This is a genomic window from Sphingomonas sp. NY01 (genome assembly GCF_038809135.1).
GTDB classification, from domain to species: Bacteria; Pseudomonadota; Alphaproteobacteria; order Sphingomonadales; family Sphingomonadaceae; genus Sphingomonas; species Sphingomonas carotinifaciens.
On the sequence record NZ_CP101722.1, the window covers coordinates 3,045,702 to 3,068,982 of the forward strand.

Sequence of the window (23,281 nt, forward strand, 5' to 3'; positions counted from 1 at the left end):
GGCTATGCCATGATGAGGCGCCAGTCATGCCCGATCCGGTCCTTCGCCGCAGCTCCGGCCCCCGCATCATGGCGGACGGCGAACCCGTTTATATCGTCCGCTCCGGCCAGCGGTTCGTCGGCACCCACGCCAGCGATGTCGGCAACGGCCTGTTCGTCTTTCGCGATCCCGTCAGCAATGTGCGGATCGAGGATATCGCGGTCACCGGCGGCTACCGCGTCATCGAAAACGGCGCCATCAGCCGCGATGCGCGCGCCGATTGCGTCGGCCTCCACGTCCGCGGCGCCCGCGCCACCGGCCTGACACGCAGCTTCGCGCGGATCCGTTACAACAGCCATCACGGCGTGTTCGAGGATGTGCAGGCCAGCGGCATCCGCACCACCGGCGCGCACGACCTGCCCGTCGGCATCGCCTTCATGGGCGAAGCGCATGATTTCCGGCTGGAACGCTGCACGATGCGCGGCTTCTGCTGGCAGCGTGGCGAGAAGCGCTACTGGAATGGCGACGGCTTCTCGTCGGAACGCGGCAATGCCCGGCTGATCTTCCGCAAATGCGCCGCCTGGGACAATAGCGATGGCGGCTTCGACCTGAAATCCACCGAAACCCTGCTCGACGACTGCGTCAGCGGGCGCAACGCGCGCAACTACCGGCTGTGGTCCAGCATTCATGCCACCCGGCTGACCAGCATCGAACCGCGCAAGACCGGCGGCATCGGCGACACCGTCCACTTCATGCTGATGGGCGCCAAGTCGCCCGGTGCCGAGCCGCCGGTGATCCGTATCGACCATCTGGTGGTGCGCAGCACGACGGGGTACCCCGTTTTCGACGTGCATGACGGACCGGTCCGCCTCGTCATCGGCACGCATGATATCCAGGTGCCAAAGGGTACGCCACTCGTCCGTCGTCAGGGTAAAGCCGGTGTCGCCGGTGGCATTCAATTTGCCGGTGCGCCGCCTCGCCTTTGAATTACCTGAAGATTATTCTTCCGGGCGCGCTTTGCACACAGTTCAACGCCGGCTTCTTGCTGCGATGCAGCGCAGCGGCGCAGCATGGCCGTGTCAGACGAGGACATGGCATGAAGAGCGGTTGCCGCGCGCCGATCCGGCCCGGTGTCCGCGTCAGTCATCTCCCCGTTTCCGACGCTGGTTTCCCGCCCGTGCCCCCGCGCCCCCGCGCTCGGGCACGGCGCAATCATGAAGAGGGTGGAACATGCGAAAGCTACGCAAGGCGGTCTTCCCGATCGGCGGAATGGGAACGCGCTTCCTGCCCGCGACCAAGTCGATGCCCAAGGAGATGCTGCCCGTCGTCGATCGCCCGTTGATCCAATATGCGGTGGACGAGGCGCGCGAGGCGGGGATCGAACAGTTCATCTTCGTCACCAGCCGCGGCAAGGGAATGATCGAGGATCATTTCGACCACGCCTTCGAGCTTGAGGAAACGATGAGCCGCCGCGGCAAGTCGCTTGGCGTGCTGGACGATACCCGCATCTCGCCCGGCGACATCACCGTCATCCGGCAACAGGAACCGCTCGGCCTCGGCCACGCCGTCTGGTGCGCCCGCCGCGTCGTCGGCGACGAGCCTTTCGCGGTACTGCTCCCCGACGATCTCATGGTCGGTCGGCCCGGCTGCCTGAAGCAGATGGTGGAGGCCTATAACGAACGCGGCGGCAACCTGATCTGCACCGAGGAGGTCGCACCCCAGGATACCGCCAAATACGGCATCGTCACGCCGGGCGAGCGCTTCGGCGCAGTGACCGAGGTGAAGGGGCTGGTCGAAAAGCCCGCCCCCGCCGATGCGCCCTCCAATCTCGGCGTCATCGGCCGCTACATCCTCCAGCCCGAGGTCATGGACATCCTCGCCGGCCAGGAAGAGGGTGCGGGCGGCGAGATCCAGCTGACCGACGCGCTCGCCCGCCTGATCGGGCAACAGGCATTCCACGGCGTCACCTTTCGCGGCACGCGCTATGACTGCGGCGACAAGGCCGGTTTCGTGACCGCGACGATCGCGCTGGCGCTCCAGCGGCCGGATATCGCGCCTGCGGTCCGCGCCTTCATGGCGACGGCGGCGTAAGGCCCCATGGACGCGATGGTCCGCCGGCCCCAGGGTCCCCGCCACGACGCCCCCGATCCGCAGGTGGATCGGGCCGCGCTGATCGACCTGCATCGCATCTTCGGCATCATCCGGCGCCGCTGGATGGTGATCGCAGCCTCGGTGCTGGCGGCCATCGTCCTTGCCACCGTCGCCTATCTGACGGCGGAGCCGCGCTACACCGCCACCGCGCAGGTGGCGCTGGATCGCAGCCGTGAAAAGGTCATCAACGTCGATGCGATCACCCCCACGGTCGATCCCGACTCGGCGGCGGTGGATACCGAGGTGCAGATCCTGCGCTCGCCCGAGCTGATCGGCCGCGTCGTCGACCGGCTGCATCTCGAACGCGACCCCAATTTCAACAAGGCGCTGGAGGATCAGCCCGCACCCCCTCCCGGCCAGCCCGACCTGATCGGCCGCCAGCGCGCGATCGGCACCATCCTCGGCAACCTGCTGGTGAAGCGTGACGGCCTGTCCTACGCGATCAGCGTCACCTTCGAGGGGGACGAGGCGATCCAGACCGCCAAGGTGACGAACGCGATCATCGAGGAATATGTCGCCGGCCAGACCGGGGTGAAGACCCAGGCCACCGCCCGCGCCCGCACCTTCCTCGAACAGCGGCTCCAGCAACTGCGCGTCCAGGTGCTCGGTGCCGAACGCGCGGTCGCCGACTACCGCGCCTCGCACAACCTGTTCGCCCTCTCCAGCGCCAGCACGGTGACGCAGGAGGAGATGTCCAACCTGTCCACCCAGCTCGCCCAGGCCCAGGCCGAGAACGCCGCCGCCCAGGCACGCCTGTCCACCGCGCGCGCGCAACTGGCGCGCGGCCGCAGCGGCGAGGAACTGGGCGAGTCGCTCGATTCGCCCGTGGTCAGCGCGCTTCGCTCGCAACGCGCCCAGGCCGCGCGCGAGGTCGCCGCACTGGAAAAGCGCTACGGCCCGATCCATCCCGAACTGGTGCGGGCGCGCGGCGAACTCGCCTCCACCGACGAACAGATCAAGGCGGAGGTCGGCCGCGTCGTCGCCAACGTCTCGAACCAGGCAACGATCGCGGCACAGCGCGCCGCCTCGCTGTCCGGATCGATCGCCGCGGCGCGCGGCCGCCTGGCCGGCGACAACGAAGCCTCGGTGCGGCTGAACGAGCTGGAGCGCAATGCCGAATCCGCGCGCACGCTCTACCAGGCCTTTCTCGACCGGTATCGCCAGACGGTGGCGCAGGCGGGCCTCGAACGCTCCGACTCCTATGTGGTCAGCAAGGCGCGCGTTCCCGGTGGGCCCAGCAGCCCCAAGGCGCTGATGTATGCCGCCATGGCGATCGTCGGCGGCCTCGGTGTCGCCGCCCTGCTCGTCCTTCTCCTGCAACTGCTCGAACGCGGGCTGGAAACCGGCGAGGCGGTGGAACGGACGCTGGGCCTGCCCACGCTCGCCTCCATCCCCGATGCGCGCACGCTGCCCGCCTATCGCAAGGGCGGCCTGCCCGCGCCGCCGGCGGAATTGCTGCTGAAACGCCCGCAATCGGTCTTTGCCGAGGCGTTCCGGACGCTGCGCACCTCGATCCAGTTCGCCCAGTCCGGCTCGCCGATGCGCGTCGTCGCGATCACCTCCTCGGTGCCGGGCGAGGGCAAGACGACCACCGCCATGGCGCTCGCCCGCGCCGCCGCCAGTGCCGGCGCACGCGTCCTCCTCATCGACTGCGACGCCCGCCGCCGCGCCTTCAGCCGCGAATTCGCCGAGCGGGTCGAGGTCGGGCTGGACGAGGTGATCGACGGCAACGCCACGCTGGATCAGGCGATCATCAAGGATGCGCTGACCAACGCCGACCTGCTGCCCCAGCGCCCGAACGCCGATGGCATCAGCCTGTCGGACACCACCCGCTTCGCGGACCTGCTCGAAGTCTTGCGCGAACGCTACGACCTCATCCTGCTCGACACGCCCCCCGTCCTGCCGGTCGACGAGGCCCGCGTCCTGGCCAGCATGGCCGACGGCGTCGTCTTCCTCGTCCGCTGGCGCAATACCCCCGCCAAGGCCGCCGGCATCGCGCTGCGCCAACTCCACGACGTCCAGGCCAACGTCCTGGGCGTCGCCATGACCCTGATCGACATGCGCGACCACGCCCGCTCCGGCTTCGGCGACGCCAGCTACTATCTGCGCGAATACAGCAGCTATTATGCGGGGTGAGGCAGCAAATCCCTCTCCCCTCCGGGGAGCATCAGGTGAACAGCGCCCCGCGCTGATCAGCCCATGCCGGGGGCATGGGCGACCTGATGCTGGAGGGGACCCGCGGCGCAGCCGTGGGGAGGGTGAGGGGCCGCCCCAAACGCGGCACTGCTTGGCAACCCCTCACGCTTCCCCCTGCCTAACGGCAGCGAGCCCCTTCCCTCTCCCCGGAGGGGAGAGGGGGAAACATCACCCATGAACGCCACCCTCTCCAGCTACGGCCCCGCCTTCGGCCTCGGCGTCCTCATCCCCGTCACGCTGCTGCTCATCGTGCCGCTGGTCATGGCGATCCGCAACACGGCCAGCGTGCCGGGCAAGTTCGTCATCATCGCGCTCTGGCTCCGCTACATTGCGGGCGCCTATCACATCTACATGTTCAAGCGGCTCGGCGCCGGGCTGTCGGGCAATGCGCTCTTGTCGATCGGCGTCACCGCGATCGGGCTCGCCTTCATCGTCCGCCCCGCCAATCTCGCGATCCGGCAATTGCTGCCGATCTATCTCATCATCGCCGTCGCGATGGTCAGCGCGGTGCTCAACCACGATCCCGCCGGCGGCATCAACACCGCGGTCAAATACGCCTATCTGATCGTCATCGCGGTTGCCGTGTTCCAGGCGCTGCGCCTCGATCCGGAGGGGCGCTTCATCGGCTGGGCGCTGGTCGCCTTCCTGCCGCTGCTCGTCTTCCAGGCGCTGTCGGTGGTGCTGCATCTGCCCAAGGGGTCGGAAACCGGCGACGGACTGGTCTGGATCGGCGGCTATAACCACGAGGGCGCCTTTTCGGTCGCGCTGGTGGCGGGCTTCACCGTCGGCTGCTTCGCCCGCTCGGTCCGCCCCGCCATCCGCATCGCCTTCCTCTTCGTCACCCTGATCGGCATCCAGCTCGCCGGATACCGCACCTCGATCCTCGCCCTCGCCCCGCTCGCCGCCGCCACCTTCTTCATGGGCATGACGGTCAGCGTCCGGCGCGAACAGCGCGCCTTCATGGCAACGAGCGCACTTGTCGGCGGCACCGTCGTCCTGTCCCTCGCCGCCATCCTCTATGCCGACAAGTTCGCCGACCTCGTCACCTTCCTCTCCCACCCCGGCCAGCTCATCAAACCCCCCCGCGAATTCGACTATGCCGACCGCCAGGTCATGTCGGCCCGCCCGCTGATCTGGAGCAGCTATCTGTACGCGTGGAAGGAGGGCGGCGCCGTCCAGACACTTGTCGGCTTCGGCCCGGAAAGCTGGGAAGGGCTGTTCAAGGTCTATCCGCACAACACGCTGGTCGGCACGCTCTACGAACTCGGCCTGTTCGGGGTCGCCGCGATGGTGCTGCTGTGGATCGTCATGGCCGCCGCCGCCTTTCGCGCCGCGGGCGAGCGCATCAAGCTGGTCGCCGCCCACTTCGCCTTCTTCCTGCTCAACATGGCGACCATGCCCTTCTGGCAGGTGGAGGGGCTGGGCCTGTACGGTTTCCTGTGCGGCTACACGATCTTCCAGGCCCGGGCCGCGGCCGCACGTCCGCGGTGGCGCCGCCCGCTCCCCATGGCCCATCGATCCGAAATGGGTGCGTCTCTGGCCCGATAGAACCGGAACAACGCGCTCTATTATCTTGGATTTCACCTCTTGCGCCTAGCGGTGCGGGCAGGAGGAACCATGTCCGAGCCGATCACCAGCTTTACGGAAAAACTCGCTGCCTTCGGCTATACGCCGGGCAGCTACCGCGCCTTTCCGGCGGTCCGCAAGATCGTCGCGCGCCACGCCCCCGCCGCGCTGCGCCGCCTGTACGACCATATCCGCGCGACGCCCAGGGCAGCCGCCTTTTTCGGCTCGCCCGCCGCGATGGACCATGCCCGTGACAAGCAGCTCGACCACTGGCTCACCCTCTTCTCCGGCCCGCTGGACGACCAGTACCGCATCCGCGCCGAACGCATCGGCAGCGTCCACGCCCGCATCGGCCTGTCCCCCACCTGGTACATCAGCGGCTATGCCCGCATCCTCGAAGACATCCTGCCCAGGATCCTGCGCCGCGGCATGCTCAACCCGCTTGCCGCGTCGCGCACCGCGACCACGCTGGTGAAGGCGTCGCTGCTCGACATGGACGTCGCCCTGTCCGCCTATTTCCAGGCCGAGGAAGCCCGGCGCGAGGCGGTGATCGCACAGGTCGGCCGCGTGCTCGAACGGCTGGCGGGCGGCGATTTCACCGCCACGCTGGATGACCTGCCCCCCGGCTACGAAGCGCTCGCCGCCGATTTCGAATCGATGCGCACCCGCTTCTCCGCCACGCTCGGCCAAGTCGCGGATGCCGCTGCCCGCATCAACACCGGCTCCTCCGGAGTCAGCGGCGCATCCGACACGCTGTCCCAGCGCACCGAGCAACAGGCCGCCAGCCTGGAGGAAACCGCCGCGGCGATGGACCAGATCACCAGCACCGTCCGCCGCACCGCCGAGGACGCCGCACGCGCCAACGGCGCGGTCGGCCAAGCCCGCGGCGAGGCACAGACCAGTGGCACGATCGTGCGCGAGGCGATGGCCGCGATGGACGGCATCGCCCGCGCCTCGGCCGAGATCGTCGACATCATCGCGGTGATCGACGGCATCGCCTTCCAGACCAACCTGCTCGCGCTCAACGCCGGGGTCGAGGCGGCACGCGCCGGAGAGGCCGGCCGCGGCTTTGCGGTGGTGGCATCGGAGGTGCGCGCGCTGGCACAACGCTCGGCCGACGCGGCCAAGGACGTAAAGGCACGGATCACCGGCGCCTCGGCACAGGTGCGTGTCGGCGTCGACCGGGTCAACAGCACCGGCGAGGCGCTGGAGCGCATCATCGCCCATATCGCCGATGTCGACACGCTGGTCGCCCAGATCACCGAGGCGGCGGGACAACAGGCGCAGGGGCTGGCGCAGGTGAACACCGCGGTGGCGGAAATGGACGGCGTCACGCAGCAGAATGCGGCGATGGTCGAACACGCCGCCGCCGCCGCCCGCGATCTCGCCGCCGAAGCCGACGCACTGGCTCGCGAGGTCGCCCGCTTCCAGCTTGGTCAGGCGGCGACTCCGCCTGTGCCGAGGCGTGCAGAGCCGATCAGACTGGTCGCGACCCGCTGACGCGGGTGCAGACGAGTCCGACCACCTCCGTTCATCCTGAGCTTGTCGAAGGGCTCATGCCGAACGGGGATGGATTAGATCCCGCGCATCACGCTTTCACGCTCTGCATCGAAGTCGAAGCCCACGGCCGACCAATCGCATGAGCCCCGGCCCCAAACGAAATGACCCCCAAACGAAAATGGGGAGCCCCGAAGGACTCCCCATCGACCGCGCGGCGGCTCAGCGTCTTGGAAGCGGGAGGCCCGCCCGCGCGGAACAGCTCAGTTGCTGTCCGAGTCGTCGTCGCTGTCGGCAACGATCACGATGCCGGCAACGACCGCAGCAGCGGCGAGCACGGCAACGATCACGCCACCACCGGCGAGCTCGTTCTTCTTGGCAGCCGGAGCAGCGGCGCGAGCCGACTTGGCAACCGACAGGCTGGCGGCCGAGTTGGCCGGAGCGGCTGCAACCGGAGCCGCGACGAGCACGGTTGCGGCAGCAGCGGTAAGGATCTTACCGAACATGATTAGAACTCCCAAAATGCGAGTGTCGCTCATGACCTGAATCAAGTCGGAAGTCCAGCCTCTTTACTGTTGCGAATGTTACGAACGCTTGCGCCACGCGGCTTCCAGCCACATCAGCATGCTGCCCACCGACACCAATGCCACCGCCATGATCGTTTCCTGCACGCCCATGACGCCTCCTCGAACAATCCCTTATGTTGCACCGCAACATGGGTGCATTCAAGTAGTGGCCTAGCGGAAAGCGCATAATCGCTCCGTATCGACGCCGATGGGCAAGCATGCGCCACGATTGCATTATCATGATAATCACTCGCATTAGCCTTGCATTGCACCATGCCGCGGCTTAGGCAGGCGGCGTGGATCAGCTTCGCCTTTCCCCTTCCCCCGCTCCCCAACCGGCGGCCCGCGCGTCCCGCCCGGCGAAGCGCAAATGGCGCGGCTGGTGGCTCAAACAGCTTCATACCTGGCACTGGATCAGCGCCGCCGTGTCGCTGGTCGCGATGCTGTTGTTCGCGATCACCGGCATCACGCTCAACCACGCCGCCTCGATCGCCGCGACGCCGGTGGTCACCACCCGGAATGCACCGCTGCCGCCGCTGATCGTGCGCGCGCTGGCGGTGCCGCCCCCGGCACCGGACGCGCCGCTCCCCACAAAGGTCGCTGCTGCCGCCAAGCGCGCGGTCGGCCTCGATCCCGCCGGCCACGCCGCCGAATGGTCGGATGCAGAGGTTTATGTCGCCCTCCCCCGCCCCGGCGGCGACGCCTGGCTGTCGATCGACCGCGCCAGCGGCCGGATCACGGCGGAGATCACCGATCGCGGCTGGATCTCCTACCTCAACGACCTGCACAAGGGGCGCAACGCCGGCGCCGCCTGGTTCTGGTTCATCGATGTCTTTGCCGTCGCCTGTATCCTGTTCACGCTGACCGGGCTGCTGCTGCTTCAGCTCCATGCCCGCCACCGGCCGTCCACCTGGCCGCTGGTCGCCGCCGGGCTGGTCGTGCCGGCGCTTCTCGCCATCCTGTTCATCCACTGAGGGGGTTTTTCCATGCGTCCATCGCCGCTTCTGCTCGGCATCGGCATGGTCGCCGCGCCGGCCACCGCCGGTACGGTCACCGTCACCATTCCGCGCCTGAACGTCGCCGAATATCACAAGCCCTATGTCGCGGTCTGGCTGGAGCCGGCCGCCGGCGGCCCCGCGCGCACGGTGGCGCTATGGTATGACGTGAAGAAGGGCGGCAACGAGCCCGGTACCAAATGGCTCGCCGATCTGCGGTCCTGGTGGCGCAAGGGCGGGCGCAGCATGGCGATGCCCGCAAACGGCGTCAGCGGGCCCACCCGTGCCCCCGGCCAGTATCGCATCCCGTTGCCCGCCGATCTGAAGCCCGGCCAATATGTCCTGAACGTCGAGGCCGCGCGCGAAACCGGTGGCCGCGAACTGGTCAGCATCCCCGTCACCGTGCCGAACGGCACCGCGCAGAAAAGCGGCACGTCCGAACTCGGCGCCGTCGCCGTCTCCGCCCGCTAAAGGAGTTGTCCATGAAGCGCTTCCTGCTTGTCGCCACCGCGCTGCTGTCCATCCCCGCCGCCGTGTCCGCACATCGCGGCTGGCTGCTCCCGTCGGGCACGATCTTCTCCGGCACCGATAGTTGGGTGACGGTCGATGCGGCGGTGTCGAACGACCTGTTCTTCTTCGATCACCAGCCGATGCGGCTCGATGCGATGAAGGTCTGGCAACCGGACGGCACCCCCGGCCAGCTTCAGAACGGTTCCACCGGCCGCTACCGCTCGGTCTTCGACGTGAAGCTGGACAAGCCCGGCACCTGGAAGATCGGCAGCGAGAACAGTGCCGTCATGGGTAGCTTCAAGGTGAATGGCGAGGAAAAGCGCATCGGCCGCCGCGGCCCGCCCCGCCCCGACATGCCGCGGCCGCTGACTGTCGCCGATATCCCGGCGAATGCGACCGACGTGAAGCTGACGGAGATCGTCAACCGCAACGAGATCTTTGTCACCGCCGGCGCGCCCACCACGACCGTGTTCAAGCCGACCAACAAGGGTCTGGAACTGTCCCCCGTCACCCACCCGGACGAGCTGGTCGCGGGCGAGCCGGCGAAGTTCCGCTTCCTCGTCGACGGCAAGCCGGCCGCCAACCTCAAGGTCACCGTCATTCCCGGCGGCAAGCGCTACCGCGACTCCGAAAACGCGATGGACCTGACCACCGATGCGCAAGGGTTGCTGACCGTGACCTGGCCGGCCGCGGGCATGTATTGGCTGAACGCCACCGCGACCGACAACAACACCACCACGCCGCGCGCCACCGAGCGTCGGCTGGGCTATGTCACCACGCTGGAAGTGATGGCACCGTAAGGCGCGGATGGGGCAGGGCGACGGTCGACATGCGCATCGCCCTCCCCACCCGTATCGACCCCGCCGCCTTCGCCACGCGTGACGCATCCGCACCGATCGTCACGCTGGAGGGCCCGACCATGGGCACCCGCTGGCGCGTCCTCTATGCCGGTCATGCCGACCCCGCCCCGATCGCCGCGGCGATCACGCAGACCCTGGCGCGCATCGTTGTCGAAATGAGCCACTGGGACGCGGACTCGGTCCTGTCCCGCTTCAACCGCGCGCCCGCCGGCCACTGGATCGACCTGCCCCCCGACTTCGCCCATGTCATCGCCGCCGCCCTGCGCATCGCCGGGTCGAGCGACGGCGCCTTCGACCCTGCCATCGGACATCTCGTCAACGCCCATGGCCACGGCCCCACCCGGGCGTCCGGCCCCTCCAACGGCTGGCAACACCTTGCCTGGGACGCCGCCGCCCGCCGCCTCCGCCAGCCCGGCGGCCTCGCGCTCGACCTGTCCGGCATCGCCAAGGGCCACGCCGTCGACGCGCTCGCAAACGTCCTGCGTCGCTTGCCGATCGGCCATGCCCTTGTCGAAATCGGCGGCGAACTCCGCGGCACCGGCATCCGCCCCGATGGCGACCCCTGGTGGGTCGATCTCGAAAACCCGCCCGGCGCGCCCCTTGCCCCCTTGCGCATCGCACTCCACGATCTGGCGGTCGCCACCTCGGGCACCTACATCCGTGGCGACCATAATCTCGACCCCCGCACCGGCCGCCCGGCCGCGCACGGCGTCGTCGCCGCCAGCGTGATCCACCCCAGCGCGATGGAGGCGGATGCGTTCGCCACCGCGCTGACCGTGCTGGGCCCGGACGCAGGCGCCGCCTGCGCCATCCGCCACGCGCTTGCCGCGCGGCTGGTGATGCGGCGGCGCGGGGCATGGGACGAATGGCTGAGCCCCGCGTTGCTCGCGATGCTCGAACCGTAGGAACAGGAGACGTTCGTATGACCCGCTATGCCCGCACCGAAGAGGCGATCGCCCGGCTGACCCCCGAAGAATTCTACGTCACCCAGCAGAGCGGCACCGAACGCCCCGGCACCGGCGCGCTGCTGGGTAACAAGAAGCCCGGCATCTATGTCGATGTGGTGTCCGGCGAACCGCTCTTCGCCTCGTCGGACAAATATGAGTCCGGCTGCGGCTGGCCCAGCTTCACCAAGCCGATCGAGCCCGCCCATGTCACCGAACTGCACGACCGCAGCCACGGCATGGTCCGCACCGAGGTCCGCTCGGCGCATGGCGACAGCCATCTCGGCCATGTCTTCCCCGACGGCCCGCGCGACCGGGGCGGCCTGCGCTACTGCATCAACTCCGCCGCGCTGCGCTTCGTGCCCCGCGAGGAGATGGAGGCGCAGGGATATGGCGACTATCTCGATCAGGTCGAAGACCTGGGCTGACCCGCCCTTGCCAATGGACAAGCTCCCCCCACCCGTGCAGGCTGTGCACGGGTGGGAAAATGGGAGACAAGTCCATGATCGGAGAGGATTTTAATCGGCGCGCCGCGCTCAATCTGATGGGCCTCGGCCTGGCGGGCGCAGCATCCGGCGCCCTGGCCCAGGCCCCCGGTCGCAAGCTCGGCTACGCCATTGTCGGCCTGGGCGGCTATGCCACGCGCCAGATCATGCCGCAGTTCAGGAATTGCCGGTCCTCGCGCCTCGTCGCCCTGGTCAGCGGCACGCCGGAAAAGCTCGCCCGCTACGGCGACGAATACGGCATCCCCAAGACGCACCGCTACAGCTACGCGAACTACGATCGCATCCGCGACAATCCCGATATCGACATCGTCTATGTCGTCCTGCCCAACAACATGCATGCCGAATACTCGATCCGCGCCAGCCAGGCGGGCAAGCACGTCATGTGCGAAAAGCCGATGGCGGTCAGCGCCGCCGAGTGCGAGGCGATGATCGCCGCCGCCAAACGCGCCAACCGCAAGCTGATGATCGGCTACCGCTCCCGGTTCGAGCCGCACAACGTTCTTGCGATCCAGCTGGCCAGGCAGGCGCATGTCGGGCGCACCCGCATCGTCACCGCCGAACACGGCTTCAACGCCCAGCCGAACCAGTGGCGGCTGGACAAGGCGCTGGCGGGCGGCGGGTCGCTGATGGATATCGGCATCTACAGCCTGAACGCCGCGCGCTACCTCATGGGCGAGGAACCCGTCTCGGTCACCGCGGTCGAATCCACCGACAAGAGCGATCCACGCTTCCGCACCGTGGAGGATCAGATCAACTTCATGCTGCGCTTCCCCTCCGGCGCGATCGCCGATTGCGTGTCCAGCTACAGCTCGAACCATAATCGCTACCGCGTCGTCGGCACCGATGGCTGGATCGACCTGGAACCCGCCACCTCCTACGAGGGGCAGCGCATGCGCATCCGCAAGGACGGCAAGGAAGCGGTGCGCGACGTGCCCCCCGGCCCGGTCAACCAGTTCGTCGGCCAACTCGATCACCTGTCCGAATGCGCGCTGACCGGCCGCCAGCCGATCGTCGCGGGCGAGGAAGGCCTGGCCGACCTCCGCCTGATCGAGGCGATCTACCGCTCCGCCCGCGAAGGCCGCCAGATCAAGCTGGCGTGATTTTACTCCCTCTCCCCCACGGGGAGAGGGGGGTTCTGCAACTACCAGCAGGCGCTCATCGCCGCCCCCTTTCCCCGAGGGAGAGAGGGCTTCGAGCGCCCGTAACACCCCCGTCACGAATCCATCACCGACCCGTCACCAAATTGGCGCGCCCCTGTAACATCGCTCCCCCAAAGCCCCCCTTCAGCGACCGGCGCCCGACGCGCCGGCACTCACGATCAAGCGCCCAGGGGGGACATCATGAACGCCGCCACGCCCGGTATCCGCATGCTTGCGGGTGCCTCGCTTCTCGCCATCACCCTGGCCGCCGCACCGGCTCGGGCCGCGCCGGATGCGACGCCCGTCGCCGCCGCCGCGCCCGTTGCCGGCCCCACCATCTCGGGCCGTGTCTATGACGCCGCCGGCGTCGCCCTGCCCGGCGCGCGCATCGTCGTGGAGGGCACCGGGATCGAGGCGACGACCAGCCTGCAGGGGGAATTCACCGTCTCCGTGCCCGCCGAGGGCGACGTGACGCTGCTGATCGATTATCTCGGCCGCCCCCGCCAGACGCGCCTCATCACCCCCGCCGATCGCGGCGCCCGGGTCGAGGTCACGCTGCCCGCCGCCGGCACCGCCGATAACGAGATCGTCGTCGTCGGCGCCTCGCTGCTCGACAACACCGCCCGCGCGCTCAACCAGCAGCGTCAAGCGGACAACACCGTCACCATCATCTCGGCGGACGCGATCGGCCGCTTCCCCGATCCCAACATCGCCGAGGCGCTGCAACGCGCGCCCGGCGTCGGCATCGAGCGCGATCAGGGCGAGGGCCGCTACATCAACGTCCGCGGCGCGCCCAGCGAATGGTCGGCCATTTCGGTGGACGGCGTGCAGATCGCCTCGGTCGATCCCAGCACCCGTGCGGTCGATCTCGACACCCTGCCCTCCGACATCGTCGCCAATCTCGAAGTGTCCAAGTCGCTGCTCCCCGATCAGGAAGCGGACTCGATCGCCGGCGCGGTCAACATCACCACCCGTTCGCCCTTCGACCGCCGCGGCTTCGCGCTCACCGGCATGGCCGGCGCCAGCTACAACCAGTTCGGCAAGGGCAGCGACTACCGCGCCTCCGGATCGGTCAGCGACCGGTTCGGCGCGGACAAGCAGTTCGGCGTGCTCGTCTCGGGCAGCTATTCGCGCACCCATCGCCGCCCCGACAATGTCGAGAATGGCTGGGACTATGTCGGTGACCTGCTGCGCGTCACCGAGACGCTGTTCAAGGATTACGACACCAAGCGGGAGCGGATCGCCGGCACCGGCGCGTTCGAATGGCGCCCGTCCGACGCCACCCGCCTGTGGATCCGCGGCTCCTATGCCCGGTTTAAGGACGACGAGTTTCGCGATCGCCTGGGCATCATCTGGACCGATGGCACGCTGCAACCCGGCTCGACCGACACCGCCGCCACCTTTACCAACACGCGCCTGACCAAGCAGGTACGCCACCGCGTGCAGGTGAACGAAATCTGGTCGGTCACCACCGGCGGCGAACAGCGGCTGGGCGACGGCACCTTCCGCTTCGACGCGGCCTATACCGAATCCGCCCAAACCTATCCGCGCCGTGACGAGCTGCTGTTCCGCTCGTCGCTGCGTCCGCGGCTTTCCTATGATTTCGGCAACAATGCCGATCTGCCGAGCTATTCGCTGTTCACCTCGAACGAGCATCTGCAAACCGACCGCTACAGCTTCTACGAGAACACCTACCGGTCGAACACGACGAAGAACGACCAGTTCAGCGCCTCGGCCCGCTTCGACCTGCCGGTACCGATGGGCGACGGCGTCGCGACGCTCAGCACCGGCGGCAAGTACCGCGAACGCAACATCAGTGCCGACGAGGAACGCTTCCGCGACCGCCGCGCCACGGCCGTCCCGACCGAGACGCTGACCGGCCTCCTGTCCGACGAGGAATCGCGCAACTTCGACTATGTGCTGGGCAACCGCATCGATACCGGCGCCGCAGACGCCTATTTCGACCGGACCAAGGCCGCCTCGCAGCGCCGCCTGCCTGACTCGATCGCGGCCGACTACCGCGCCAATGAAAAGATCATGGGCGTGTTTGGCATGGGCAAGTTCGAGTTCGGCCCGACCACACTGATCGCCGGCCTGCGCGTCGAGACCACCGATTTTCGCGCAACCACCCCGGCCAGCGCCGCGATCGGCAAGAACGGCTATACCGACTTCTTCCCGAACCTGACGCTGCGCCAGGCCTTCACCCCCAACGTCATCGGCCGCCTCGCGCTCACCCGCGCGATCAACCGCCCGAACTTCCCGGAGATCGCGCCCCGCCTCCTCAACGAGACGGAGGGGAACACCGTGCGTGTCGAGGCCGGCAACCCGAACCTGCGCCCGGTCCTCGCCAACAATATCGATGCCGGCCTCGAATATTACATCCGCCCGCTCGGCATCATCGCGGTCAACGGCTTCTACAAGGACCTGACCGACTATCGCTACACCGTCACCCGCCGCGGCCCCTTCGGCGATGCCCCCAGCGCCTTCATCACCACCCCCGAAAACGCCCCCGACGGCCATCTCTACGGCGTCGAGGTCAACTGGCAGCAGCAGTTCGCCTTCCTCCCCGGCGTCCTCGGCGGCTTCGGCATCTTCGCCAACTACACCTATACCCAGGGCGAGGCGGAACTGGCGCAGGCCTATGCCGGCCGCCGCGTCTTCCGCTTGCCGGGCCAGTCCAAACACATGTGGAACGCCTCGCTCTTCTACGAGCGCGGCCCCGTCAACCTGCGCGTCGCCTACACCAAGCGTTCGGACTATCTGGACGAGATCAACGCCGACGCCCCCGAACTCGACCTCTATTGGGAGGGTCGCGGCCAGCTCGACGCGACGGGCAGCATCCAGCTCAACGAAGCGCTCAACCTGTTCGTGGAGGGCAAGAACCTGACCAACTCGCCGGGCGTGCGCTATTACGGCAATCGCCAGCGCGTCTATGAATATGAGAAGTTCGGTTACACGATCTTCGGCGGCGTGCGGGTGAAGCTGTGAGGGCGCTGCTTCTCGCCGGGCTGCTCGCCGGCTGCGCCACCGTGCCGCCGGCCGGCGATGTCGCTCCGAACGTTCCCGCCACCGCGGAAACCGATCCGGTCGATACCGCCGCCGACGCCGCCGACGACCCCGCCATCTGGCGCAACGCCGCCGATCCGGCGAAAAGCCTGGTCATCGGCACCGACAAGAAGGCGGGTATCCACGTCTACGACATGAAGGGCAAACGCCTGTCCTTCACCCCCGCCGCGCGCCTCAACAATGTCGATCTGCGCGACCTGGGGGGCCGCGTCGTCGTCGCCGCCAGCGACCGTGCGGACGTGGCGACCGCGCATGTGTCGCTGTTCCTGCTCGACACCGCCGCCGCCCGCCTGCAACCGCTGGGCCGCTATCCGGTGGGCACCGGCGAAGCGTACGGCATGTGCCTGTGGACGAGGGCCAGCGACAAGGCGCTGTTCGGCTTCGTCGTCCTGAAGGATGGCCGCATCGACCAGGTCGCGATCGACACCGCCGGCGCCACCCCCCAGGTAAAAACGGTGCGCAGCATGAAGGTCGCCACCCAGGCGGAGGGTTGCGTCGTCGACGACCGCACCGGCCTTCTCTACGTCGCGGAGGAGGATGTCGGCCTGTGGCGCTTTGCCGCCGATCCGGCGGCGCCCGTCACCGGCACGCCCATCGCGCACGTCGATGGCAGGACGCTGTTCGCCGATGCCGAGGGGCTGGCGCTGGCACCGCAGGGGCGCAACGGCGGTTATCTCGTCGCCTCCAGCCAGGGCGACAACGCCTATACGCTCTACCGCCTGCCCGGCGTCACCTATGCCGGCCGCTTCCGCATCGACGGCGGCGCCATAGACGGCACCAGCGAGACCGACGGCATCGAACTCGCGCTCGGCGACTTCGGACCCGACTATCCCCGCGGCCTGTTCGTGGCACAGGACGGCGACAACGCGCCCGAAACCCAGAACTTCAAATATGTCAGCTGGGAAAAGATACTGAAGGCATTGGGACTGTAGCCTCCCCCCCGCCCTCACCCGTCCGCGGTTTGCCGCTCCCTCCTTCTCGCCGGGGGAGGGAAAGGGTGAGGGCGACTATGCCACTTCATATTCCACGTGCGTCGTCACAGCCGTTCCCGCCACCGCCTCCCCGATCAACAACAGGGCCGGATCGCGGTCGCTGATCGCCGCCGCCAGGAACGCCAGCGCATCCAGCCGCCCGCGGATGATCCGCTCGTCGGGCAGCGACACGTTCACCGCGATCATCACCGGCGTGTCCGCCGCCCGCCCCGCCGCGATCAGCGAGCGTGACACCTCGGCCGCCGCCGCACGCCCCATATACACCGCCAGCGTCCGGTCCGCCCCCGCCAGCCCCGCCCAGTCCAGGTCCAGCGCCTCGCCCGCCTTTGCGTGCGCCGTGACAAAGGTCAGTTGCCGCGCCAGCCCACGCAGGGTCAGCGAGGCGACGCCAGAGGCCGCCGCCGCGCTCGCCGCGGTGATGCCGGGGCATACCCTGACCGCGACCCCCGCCGCCCGGCACGCCGTGATCTCCTCGGTCGACCGTCCGAAGATCGACGGATCGCCGCCCTTCAGCCGCACCACCCGCTTGGCCCCCCGCGCCGCCGCCACGATCAGTTCGTCGATCGTGCCCTGATCCTTCGAATGCCGCCCCGATCGCTTGCCGACGCTCACCCGTTCGACGCCGGGGGGCACCAGATCCAGCACAGCCGGCCCGACCAACGCGTCGAAGAACACGATATCGGCGCGCTCGATCAGCCGCTCCGCCTTGCGGGTCAACAGGTCCGGATCGCCCGGCCCGGCCCCGACCAGCCAGACGGTGCCGGGGGTGAAATCGTCATGCGGCATGCGTCGCTCCTTGGCTCAATATCCTGGCAATGGCGGGGCGGCAGGACCCGCAATTGGTGCCCGCGCCCAGCGCCGCGCCGATCGCGGCGACATCGGCGAGCCCTTGGGCCGCGATCGCCGAGACGATCGTCTTCAATCCCACGTCGAAACAGGCGCACACGATCGGCCCGCGATCGACCGCCACACCCGGCGCCCGCCCGGCCAGCACGGTGGGTGCCGCCTGCGCCGCGCCGAGTTGTTCGATCAGCCAGTCGCGCGACGGCAACAGCCCGGTCTCCGTCACGAACAGCGCCGCGACCAGCCGCCCGTCGACCAGCACCGCGACCCGCTTCGTGCCCCGGCTGGCATCCGCCGCCTCGATCCGCGCCCCCTTCGGCAACACCGCCTCCAGCACCGCCGGATCACCGTCCCCCGCCAACTCCCACAGCACCCCCGCCGGCACCGCCACCCGCGTCGCCCACAGACACTCCGGCCGCGCGCCCTCGCCCGCAACGATCAGAAAGCCCCGCCACCGGCACGCCACCGCCGCGATCGCCGCCGGTGACGCCTTGAACCCCGGCTGCCCCGACACCGGATCGACCAGCGGCCGCGGCAGCAGCCCGGTGCGCCCGCCGCTCGCCGTCCGGTCGGTCCAGTGGATCGGCACGAAGATCTCGCCCGGCCGCTGCGCCTCGCTCACCCGCACCCGGTACAGGCTCTCCCCCTGCGGCGTGCTGACACGCGCCAGCCCGCCATCCACCAGCCCTTCGCGCGCGGCATCGTCGCCATGCACTTCCACCAACGGCTCCTCCCGGTGCCGCGCCAGCTTTGGCGACAGCCCGGTACGCGTCATCGTATGCCACTGGTCCCGGTAACGCCCGGTATTGAGCGTCAACGGCCAGTCCTTCAGCGGCGGCGCCACCGCCTTCTGCACCACCGGCACCAGCCGCGCGCGACCGTCCGGCGTCGGATAGCACCCATCGGCAAAGGGCGTGCCGCCCCAGCGGAACGGTGCCATCGCCTCATAATCGGCATTGCCCTTCGCCGCCTGTCCCGGCAGCGCGAACAGCCGCTGGTCACCGGGCGCATAGGTCGACAGCCGGCAATGCTCGCGCCAGATCTCGGCGGGCCGGTCATAGGCGAAGGCCGTCCCCCACCCCATGCGCCGCGCGACCTCCTTGACGATCCACCAATCGGGCTTCGCCTCGCCGGGCAGCGGGAACAGCGCGCGCTGCCGGCTGATCGTGCGATCCGAATTGGTGACGGTGCCATCCTTCTCGCCCCAGGCGGCGGCGGGCAGGCGGACATGCGCGTGCACGCTGGTGTCGGTTTCCGCCACCACGTCGCTCACCACCACGAACGGGCACGCCGCCAGCGCCGCGCGCACCGCACCCGCATCGGGCATCGACACCGCTGGGTTGGTCGCCATCACCCACAACGCCTTGATCCGGCCATTGCCCAGTTCGCGAAACAGGTCGACCGCCTTCAGCCCCGGCTTCTCCGCAATCGTCGGCGACGCCCAGAAACGCTGCACGGCCGCCCGGTTCGCCTCCGCAAAGTCGCGGTGCGCCGCCAGCGTCGAGGCCAGCCCCCCAACTTCGCGCCCGCCCATCGCATTGGGCTGGCCGGTGATCGAGAACGGCGCCGCCCCCGGCTTGCCGATCCGCCCCGTCGCCAGATGCACGTTCAGGATCGCATTCACCTGATCGGTGCCCGCCAGCGCTTGGTTCACCCCCTGGCTGAACATCGTCACCGTCCGCGGTGTCGCGGCGAACATCTCGAAGAAGCGCCGAAGGTCGGCCGGCGCCACATCGCAGGTGCGCGCCACCGACCACAAATCGCTGCCCTCTCCGGTCCGATCCCAGAAATCCTCGGGCACCGCGACATGCGCAGCCAGATAGGCGGCGTCCACCACGGCCGCTTCACGGCACCAGTGGAGCAGGCCGTTCATCAAGGCGACGTCGCTGCCCGGCCGGATGGCGAGGTGCAGGTCCGCCTCCTCCGCCGTCTCGGTCCGACGCGGATCGATCACCACCAGCTTCGCACCCGCCTCGCAGGCACTGCGGATACGTTGATAGACGATCGGGTGGCACCATGCCGTGTTCGATCCGACCAGCACGATCAGCTCGGCCGCGTCCAGATCGTCATAGCTGGCCGGTACCACGTCCTCGCCGAACGCGCGGCTGTGCCCGGCCACCGCGCTCGACATGCACAGCCTGGAATTGGTGTCGATGTTCGCCGATCCGATGAATCCCTTCATCAGCTTGTTGGCAACATAATAATCCTCGGTCAGCAACTGGCCCGAGACGTAGAAGGCGACGCTGTTCGGCCCGTGCCGCGCGATCGTCTCGCGAAACCGTCGCGCGACCAGATCCAGCGCCTTGTCCCAAGACGCCCGCCGCCTGCCGATCATCGGCGCGAGCAACCGCCCCTCCAGCCCCACCGTCTCCCCCAGATGCGTCCCCTTGGAACACAGCCGCCCGCGATTGGCCGGATGCTCCGGATCGCCCGCAATGGCGACTTGCCTATCGCCGGTAACGGTGGCCACGATCCCACACCCCACCCCGCAATAAGCGCAGGTGGTCCTGACCCCCCTCCCCTCCGGGGAGAGGGAGGGGCCCGTCGCGCCAGCGATGGGAGGGTGAGGGGCCGTCACGGGCGGCACCCTGCAAGGCGGTTGCTCACGCCGCCGCCTTCAACGTAGCGGCCCGACAAATCAAAACCCGCCCCCCGGAAACCTTCACTGGCACGACCGGCGTACACCCCCGGTCCTCGCCCAACGCCTCGCCGGTCACCAGCGAAATCCGCCAGTTGTGCAGCGGACACGCCACCGCCCTGCCATGCACGATGCCTTGGGAGAGTCGCCCATGCTTGTGCGGACACCGGTCGAGCAGCGCGAAGACCTTGCCCTCGCTGGTGCGGAACACCGCGATGTCGTCGCCGCCCTCCACCTGCACGGTGCGGCTTCCCCGCACCGGAATCTCGTCGACCCAGCCGATATCGAGCCATTCGCCAATCATGCCATTTCCTCCAGCACGGGAACGGGGGTGAAGCGCGCCATCGGCGCATGGATCTCGCGCTCGGCCCCCTCGACGCGCGCGGCCCAGGGATCGTCCTGCGAAAAGCTCTGCGAGTAGAAGAACCGCGCCGCCAGTTCGCCGCGCGCGCCCGCATCGGGCAGCAGCCGCGACTGGACATAGGCAAGGCCCACCCGTTCGATCCATGGCGCGGTCCGCTCCAGATAGCGTGCCTCCTCGCGGTAGAGCTGGATAAAGGCGGCGCACATCTCCATCGCCTCGGCTTCCGTCGCGACCTTGCACAGCAGGTCGGTGGCGCGCACCTTGATCCCGCCATTGCCGCCGACATGGCATTCGTAACCGCTGTCGACGCACACCACGCCGAAGTCCTTGATCGTCGCCTCGGCGCAGTTGCGCGGGCATCCCGACACCGCGATCTTGAACTTGTGCGGCATCCACGACCCCCAGGTCGCCCGCTCGATCTTCACGCCGAAGCCGGTCGAATCCTGCGTGCCGAACCGGCACCATTCGCTGCCCACACAGGTCTTCACCGTGCGCAGCGACTTGCCATAGGCATGGCCCGAAACCATCCCCGCCGCATTCAGGTCCGCCCACACCGCGGGCAGGTCCTCCTTCTTGATCCCGAAGATATCCAGCCGCTGCCCGCCGGTCACCTTGACCATCGGCGCGTCGTACTTCTCCACGACATCGGCGATCGCGCGCAGCTCGCGGGGGTTGGTCAGCCCGCCCCACATGCGCGGCACCACCGAATAGGTGCCGTCCTTCTGGATGTTGGCGTGCATCCGCTCGTTGACGAAGCGGCTCTGCTGGTCGTCCTTATATTCACCCGGCAGCGCACAGAGCAGATAATAGTTCAGCGCCGGCCGGCACGACGAACAGCCATCGGGCGTCGACCAGTGCAGCTTGTGCATCACCTCGGGGATCGATCGCATGCCCTGCGCCACGATCTCGCGCCGCACATCGTCATGGCCGAAGCTGGTGCATTTGCACATGGTCTTCGGCCCCGCCTCGACCGCGCCCTCGCCCAGCGTCAGCGCCAGCAGGCTTTCGACGATGTTGGTGCACGATCCGCAGCTTGCCGACGCCTTGCAGGTGCCGCGCACCGCATCCACGCTGTGCGCACCGGCCGCGATGCAGGCCACCACCTTGCCCTTGGTCACGCCGTTGCAGCCGCAGATTTCCGCATCGTCGGAAAGCGCCGCAACGGCCGCCCTAGGGTCCGCCTGCCCCCCTCCCGAGGCGAAGGCCTGGCCGAAGATCAGCGCGTCGCGGATGTCGGCCACATCCTCTTGCCGCTTCAACAGGTCGAAATACCAGTTCCCGTCCGCGGTATCGCCGTACAGCACCGCGCCGACGATGCGGTCGTCGCGCACCACGACGCGCTTGTAGATGCCGCGCGCCGCATCGCGCAGGACGATGTCCTCCGCCCCGTCGCCGCCCGAGAAATCGCCCGCGGAAAACACGTCCAGCCCGGCCACCTTCAGCTTGGTGGAGGTCGCGGACGGCCGATAGCCGCTATGCGCATCGGTCAACCCGTCGGCCAGCGCCCGGCACATGTCCCACAAGGGCGCGACGAGGCCATAGACCTGCCCGTCATGCTCGACGCATTCGCCCACCGCCAGCACGCGGGGGTCGGATGTGACCATATGGTCGTCCACCCGGATCCCACGACCCACGTCCAACCCCGCCTCGCGGGCCAGCGCGGTGCACGGCCGAATGCCCACGGCCATGACGACGAGGTCGGCCGGGATCTCCGTCCCGTCCTTCAGCGCGACGCCGGTGACATGGGTATCGCCCAGGATCGCCGCGGTATCCGCCCCCGTCAGCACCACCTGCCCGCGCGCCTCCAGCGCCTGCTTCAGCAGCCAGCCCGCCGCCTCGTCCAGCTGCCGCTCCATCAGCGTCGGCATGATGTGCAGCACCGTCACCTTCATGCCACGCAGGGACAAGCCGTGCGCCGCCTCCAGCCCCAGCAAGCCCCCGCCGATCACCACCGCACTGCCGCCGCGCGCAGCGGCCGCCAGCATGTGATCCACATCCTTCATGTCGCGAAAGCTGATGACGCCGGGCAGGTCGCGGCCCGGCACCGGGATGATGAAGGGGTCCGACCCGGTCGCGATCAGCAACCGGTCATAATCCACCGTCACGCCGCCTTGCGAGGTCACGGTGCGCGCCTCCCGGTCGATCGCGGTGACGGGGTCGCCCGATATCAGTGTAATGCCGTTATCCGCGTACCAGTCGGCCCCGTTGATGACGATCTCGTCGAACGTCTTCTCGCCCGCCAGCACCGGCGACAGCATGATCCGGTTATAGTTCACCAGCGGCTCGGCGCCGAAGATCGTCACCCGGTACCGGTCCGGATCGCGCGCCAGCACTTCCTCGACCGCCCGGCACCCGGCCATGCCGTTGCCAATGACGACCAGATGTTCTCGGGCTCCGCCCTCTGGCAGATGTTCGCGCAATTCGGTGGGCGCGGCCACTACAGGAGAATATTCCATCGCATCCATCCTC

General features: G+C 68.4%; 18 protein-coding genes. 13 read left to right on the forward strand and 5 right to left on the reverse strand.

Going from position 1 to position 23,281, the window contains the following annotated elements; all coding sequences use genetic code 11:
- Window positions 1–26: 26 nt before the first annotated feature.
- From NPJ82_RS14730 to NPJ82_RS14750, 5 genes are all read left to right on the forward strand, one after another.
- Entirely contained in the window at window positions 27–965 is a 939-nt protein-coding gene (locus NPJ82_RS14730; protein ID WP_342657810.1) for a hypothetical protein, read from the forward strand.
- 244 nt (window positions 966–1,209) lie between these two features.
- Complete coding sequence (locus tag NPJ82_RS14735) at window positions 1,210–2,070, forward strand: UTP--glucose-1-phosphate uridylyltransferase (protein WP_112381486.1); 861 nt, start codon at window positions 1,210–1,212, stop codon at window positions 2,068–2,070.
- Window positions 2,071–2,085: 15 nt separating this feature from the next.
- On the forward strand, window positions 2,086–4,266 hold the full coding sequence (locus NPJ82_RS14740) for a polysaccharide biosynthesis tyrosine autokinase (protein ID WP_342657811.1): 2,181 nt from the start codon (window positions 2,086–2,088) through the stop codon (window positions 4,264–4,266).
- 234 nt (window positions 4,267–4,500) lie between these two features.
- Window positions 4,501–5,874 carry a hypothetical protein gene (locus NPJ82_RS14745; RefSeq protein WP_342657812.1) on the forward strand — a complete coding sequence of 458 codons (1,374 nt, stop codon included), beginning with the start codon at window positions 4,501–4,503 and terminating at the stop codon, window positions 5,872–5,874.
- A gap of 69 nt (window positions 5,875–5,943) precedes the next feature.
- A complete protein-coding gene (locus NPJ82_RS14750; RefSeq protein WP_342657813.1) occupies window positions 5,944–7,392 on the forward strand; it encodes a methyl-accepting chemotaxis protein in 1,449 nt (482 codons plus the stop codon).
- Window positions 7,393–7,652: 260 nt separating this feature from the next.
- On the opposite strand, the gene NPJ82_RS14755 is transcribed toward NPJ82_RS14750, so the two are convergent.
- On the reverse strand, window positions 7,653–7,895 hold the full coding sequence (locus tag NPJ82_RS14755) for a hypothetical protein (RefSeq protein ID WP_112381793.1): 243 nt from the start codon (window positions 7,893–7,895) through the stop codon (window positions 7,653–7,655).
- Between the two features lie 356 nt (window positions 7,896–8,251).
- Here NPJ82_RS14755 and NPJ82_RS14760 point away from each other — a divergent pair, with 356 nt between their 5' ends.
- The 8 genes from NPJ82_RS14760 to NPJ82_RS14795 all read left to right on the forward strand — a co-directional run bounded on the left by NPJ82_RS14760 (window position 8,252) and on the right by NPJ82_RS14795 (window position 16,907).
- On the forward strand, window positions 8,252–8,929 hold the full coding sequence (locus tag NPJ82_RS14760; RefSeq protein ID WP_342657814.1) for a PepSY-associated TM helix domain-containing protein: 678 nt from the start codon (window positions 8,252–8,254) through the stop codon (window positions 8,927–8,929).
- A gap of 12 nt (window positions 8,930–8,941) precedes the next feature.
- A complete protein-coding gene (locus NPJ82_RS14765; protein ID WP_342657815.1) occupies window positions 8,942–9,421 on the forward strand; it encodes a DUF2271 domain-containing protein in 480 nt (159 codons plus the stop codon).
- Between the two features lie 11 nt (window positions 9,422–9,432).
- Window positions 9,433–10,260: a DUF4198 domain-containing protein gene (locus tag NPJ82_RS14770; RefSeq protein WP_342657816.1), complete on the forward strand. Its 828-nt coding sequence runs from the start codon at window positions 9,433–9,435 to the stop codon at window positions 10,258–10,260.
- Window positions 10,261–10,289: 29 nt separating this feature from the next.
- Window positions 10,290–11,225, forward strand: a complete 936-nt coding sequence (locus NPJ82_RS14775) for an FAD:protein FMN transferase (RefSeq protein ID WP_342657817.1) — start codon at window positions 10,290–10,292, stop codon at window positions 11,223–11,225.
- Window positions 11,226–11,242: 17 nt separating this feature from the next.
- Entirely contained in the window at window positions 11,243–11,692 is a 450-nt protein-coding gene (msrB, locus tag NPJ82_RS14780; RefSeq protein WP_112381493.1) for a peptide-methionine (R)-S-oxide reductase MsrB, read from the forward strand.
- A 74-nt stretch (window positions 11,693–11,766) separates the two neighbouring features.
- A complete protein-coding gene (locus NPJ82_RS14785) occupies window positions 11,767–12,870 on the forward strand; it encodes a Gfo/Idh/MocA family oxidoreductase (protein WP_342657818.1) in 1,104 nt (367 codons plus the stop codon).
- Between the two features lie 240 nt (window positions 12,871–13,110).
- Entirely contained in the window at window positions 13,111–15,897 is a 2,787-nt protein-coding gene (locus NPJ82_RS14790; RefSeq protein WP_342657819.1) for a TonB-dependent receptor, read from the forward strand.
- A complete protein-coding gene (locus NPJ82_RS14795; protein WP_342657820.1) occupies window positions 15,894–16,907 on the forward strand; it encodes a phytase in 1,014 nt (337 codons plus the stop codon). The genes NPJ82_RS14790 and NPJ82_RS14795 overlap by 4 nt, the downstream gene beginning before the upstream one ends.
- 75 nt (window positions 16,908–16,982) lie before the next feature.
- Here NPJ82_RS14795 and cobA read toward each other — a convergent pair whose 3' ends face one another.
- The 4 genes from cobA to nirB all read right to left on the reverse strand — a co-directional run bounded on the left by cobA (window position 16,983) and on the right by nirB (window position 23,277).
- Complete coding sequence (gene cobA / locus NPJ82_RS14800) at window positions 16,983–17,753, reverse strand: uroporphyrinogen-III C-methyltransferase (RefSeq protein ID WP_342657821.1); 771 nt, start codon at window positions 17,751–17,753, stop codon at window positions 16,983–16,985.
- Complete coding sequence (locus NPJ82_RS14805; RefSeq protein WP_342657822.1) at window positions 17,743–20,280, reverse strand: molybdopterin-dependent oxidoreductase; 2,538 nt, start codon at window positions 20,278–20,280, stop codon at window positions 17,743–17,745. Before NPJ82_RS14805 ends, cobA begins: the two co-directional genes overlap by 11 nt.
- 133 nt (window positions 20,281–20,413) lie before the next feature.
- Window positions 20,414–20,752: a nitrite reductase small subunit NirD gene (gene nirD, locus NPJ82_RS14810; protein ID WP_342657823.1), complete on the reverse strand. Its 339-nt coding sequence runs from the start codon at window positions 20,750–20,752 to the stop codon at window positions 20,414–20,416.
- Entirely contained in the window at window positions 20,749–23,277 is a 2,529-nt protein-coding gene (nirB, locus tag NPJ82_RS14815; RefSeq protein ID WP_342657824.1) for a nitrite reductase large subunit NirB, read from the reverse strand. The genes nirD and nirB overlap by 4 nt, the downstream gene beginning before the upstream one ends.
- Window positions 23,278–23,281 lie beyond the last annotated feature (4 nt).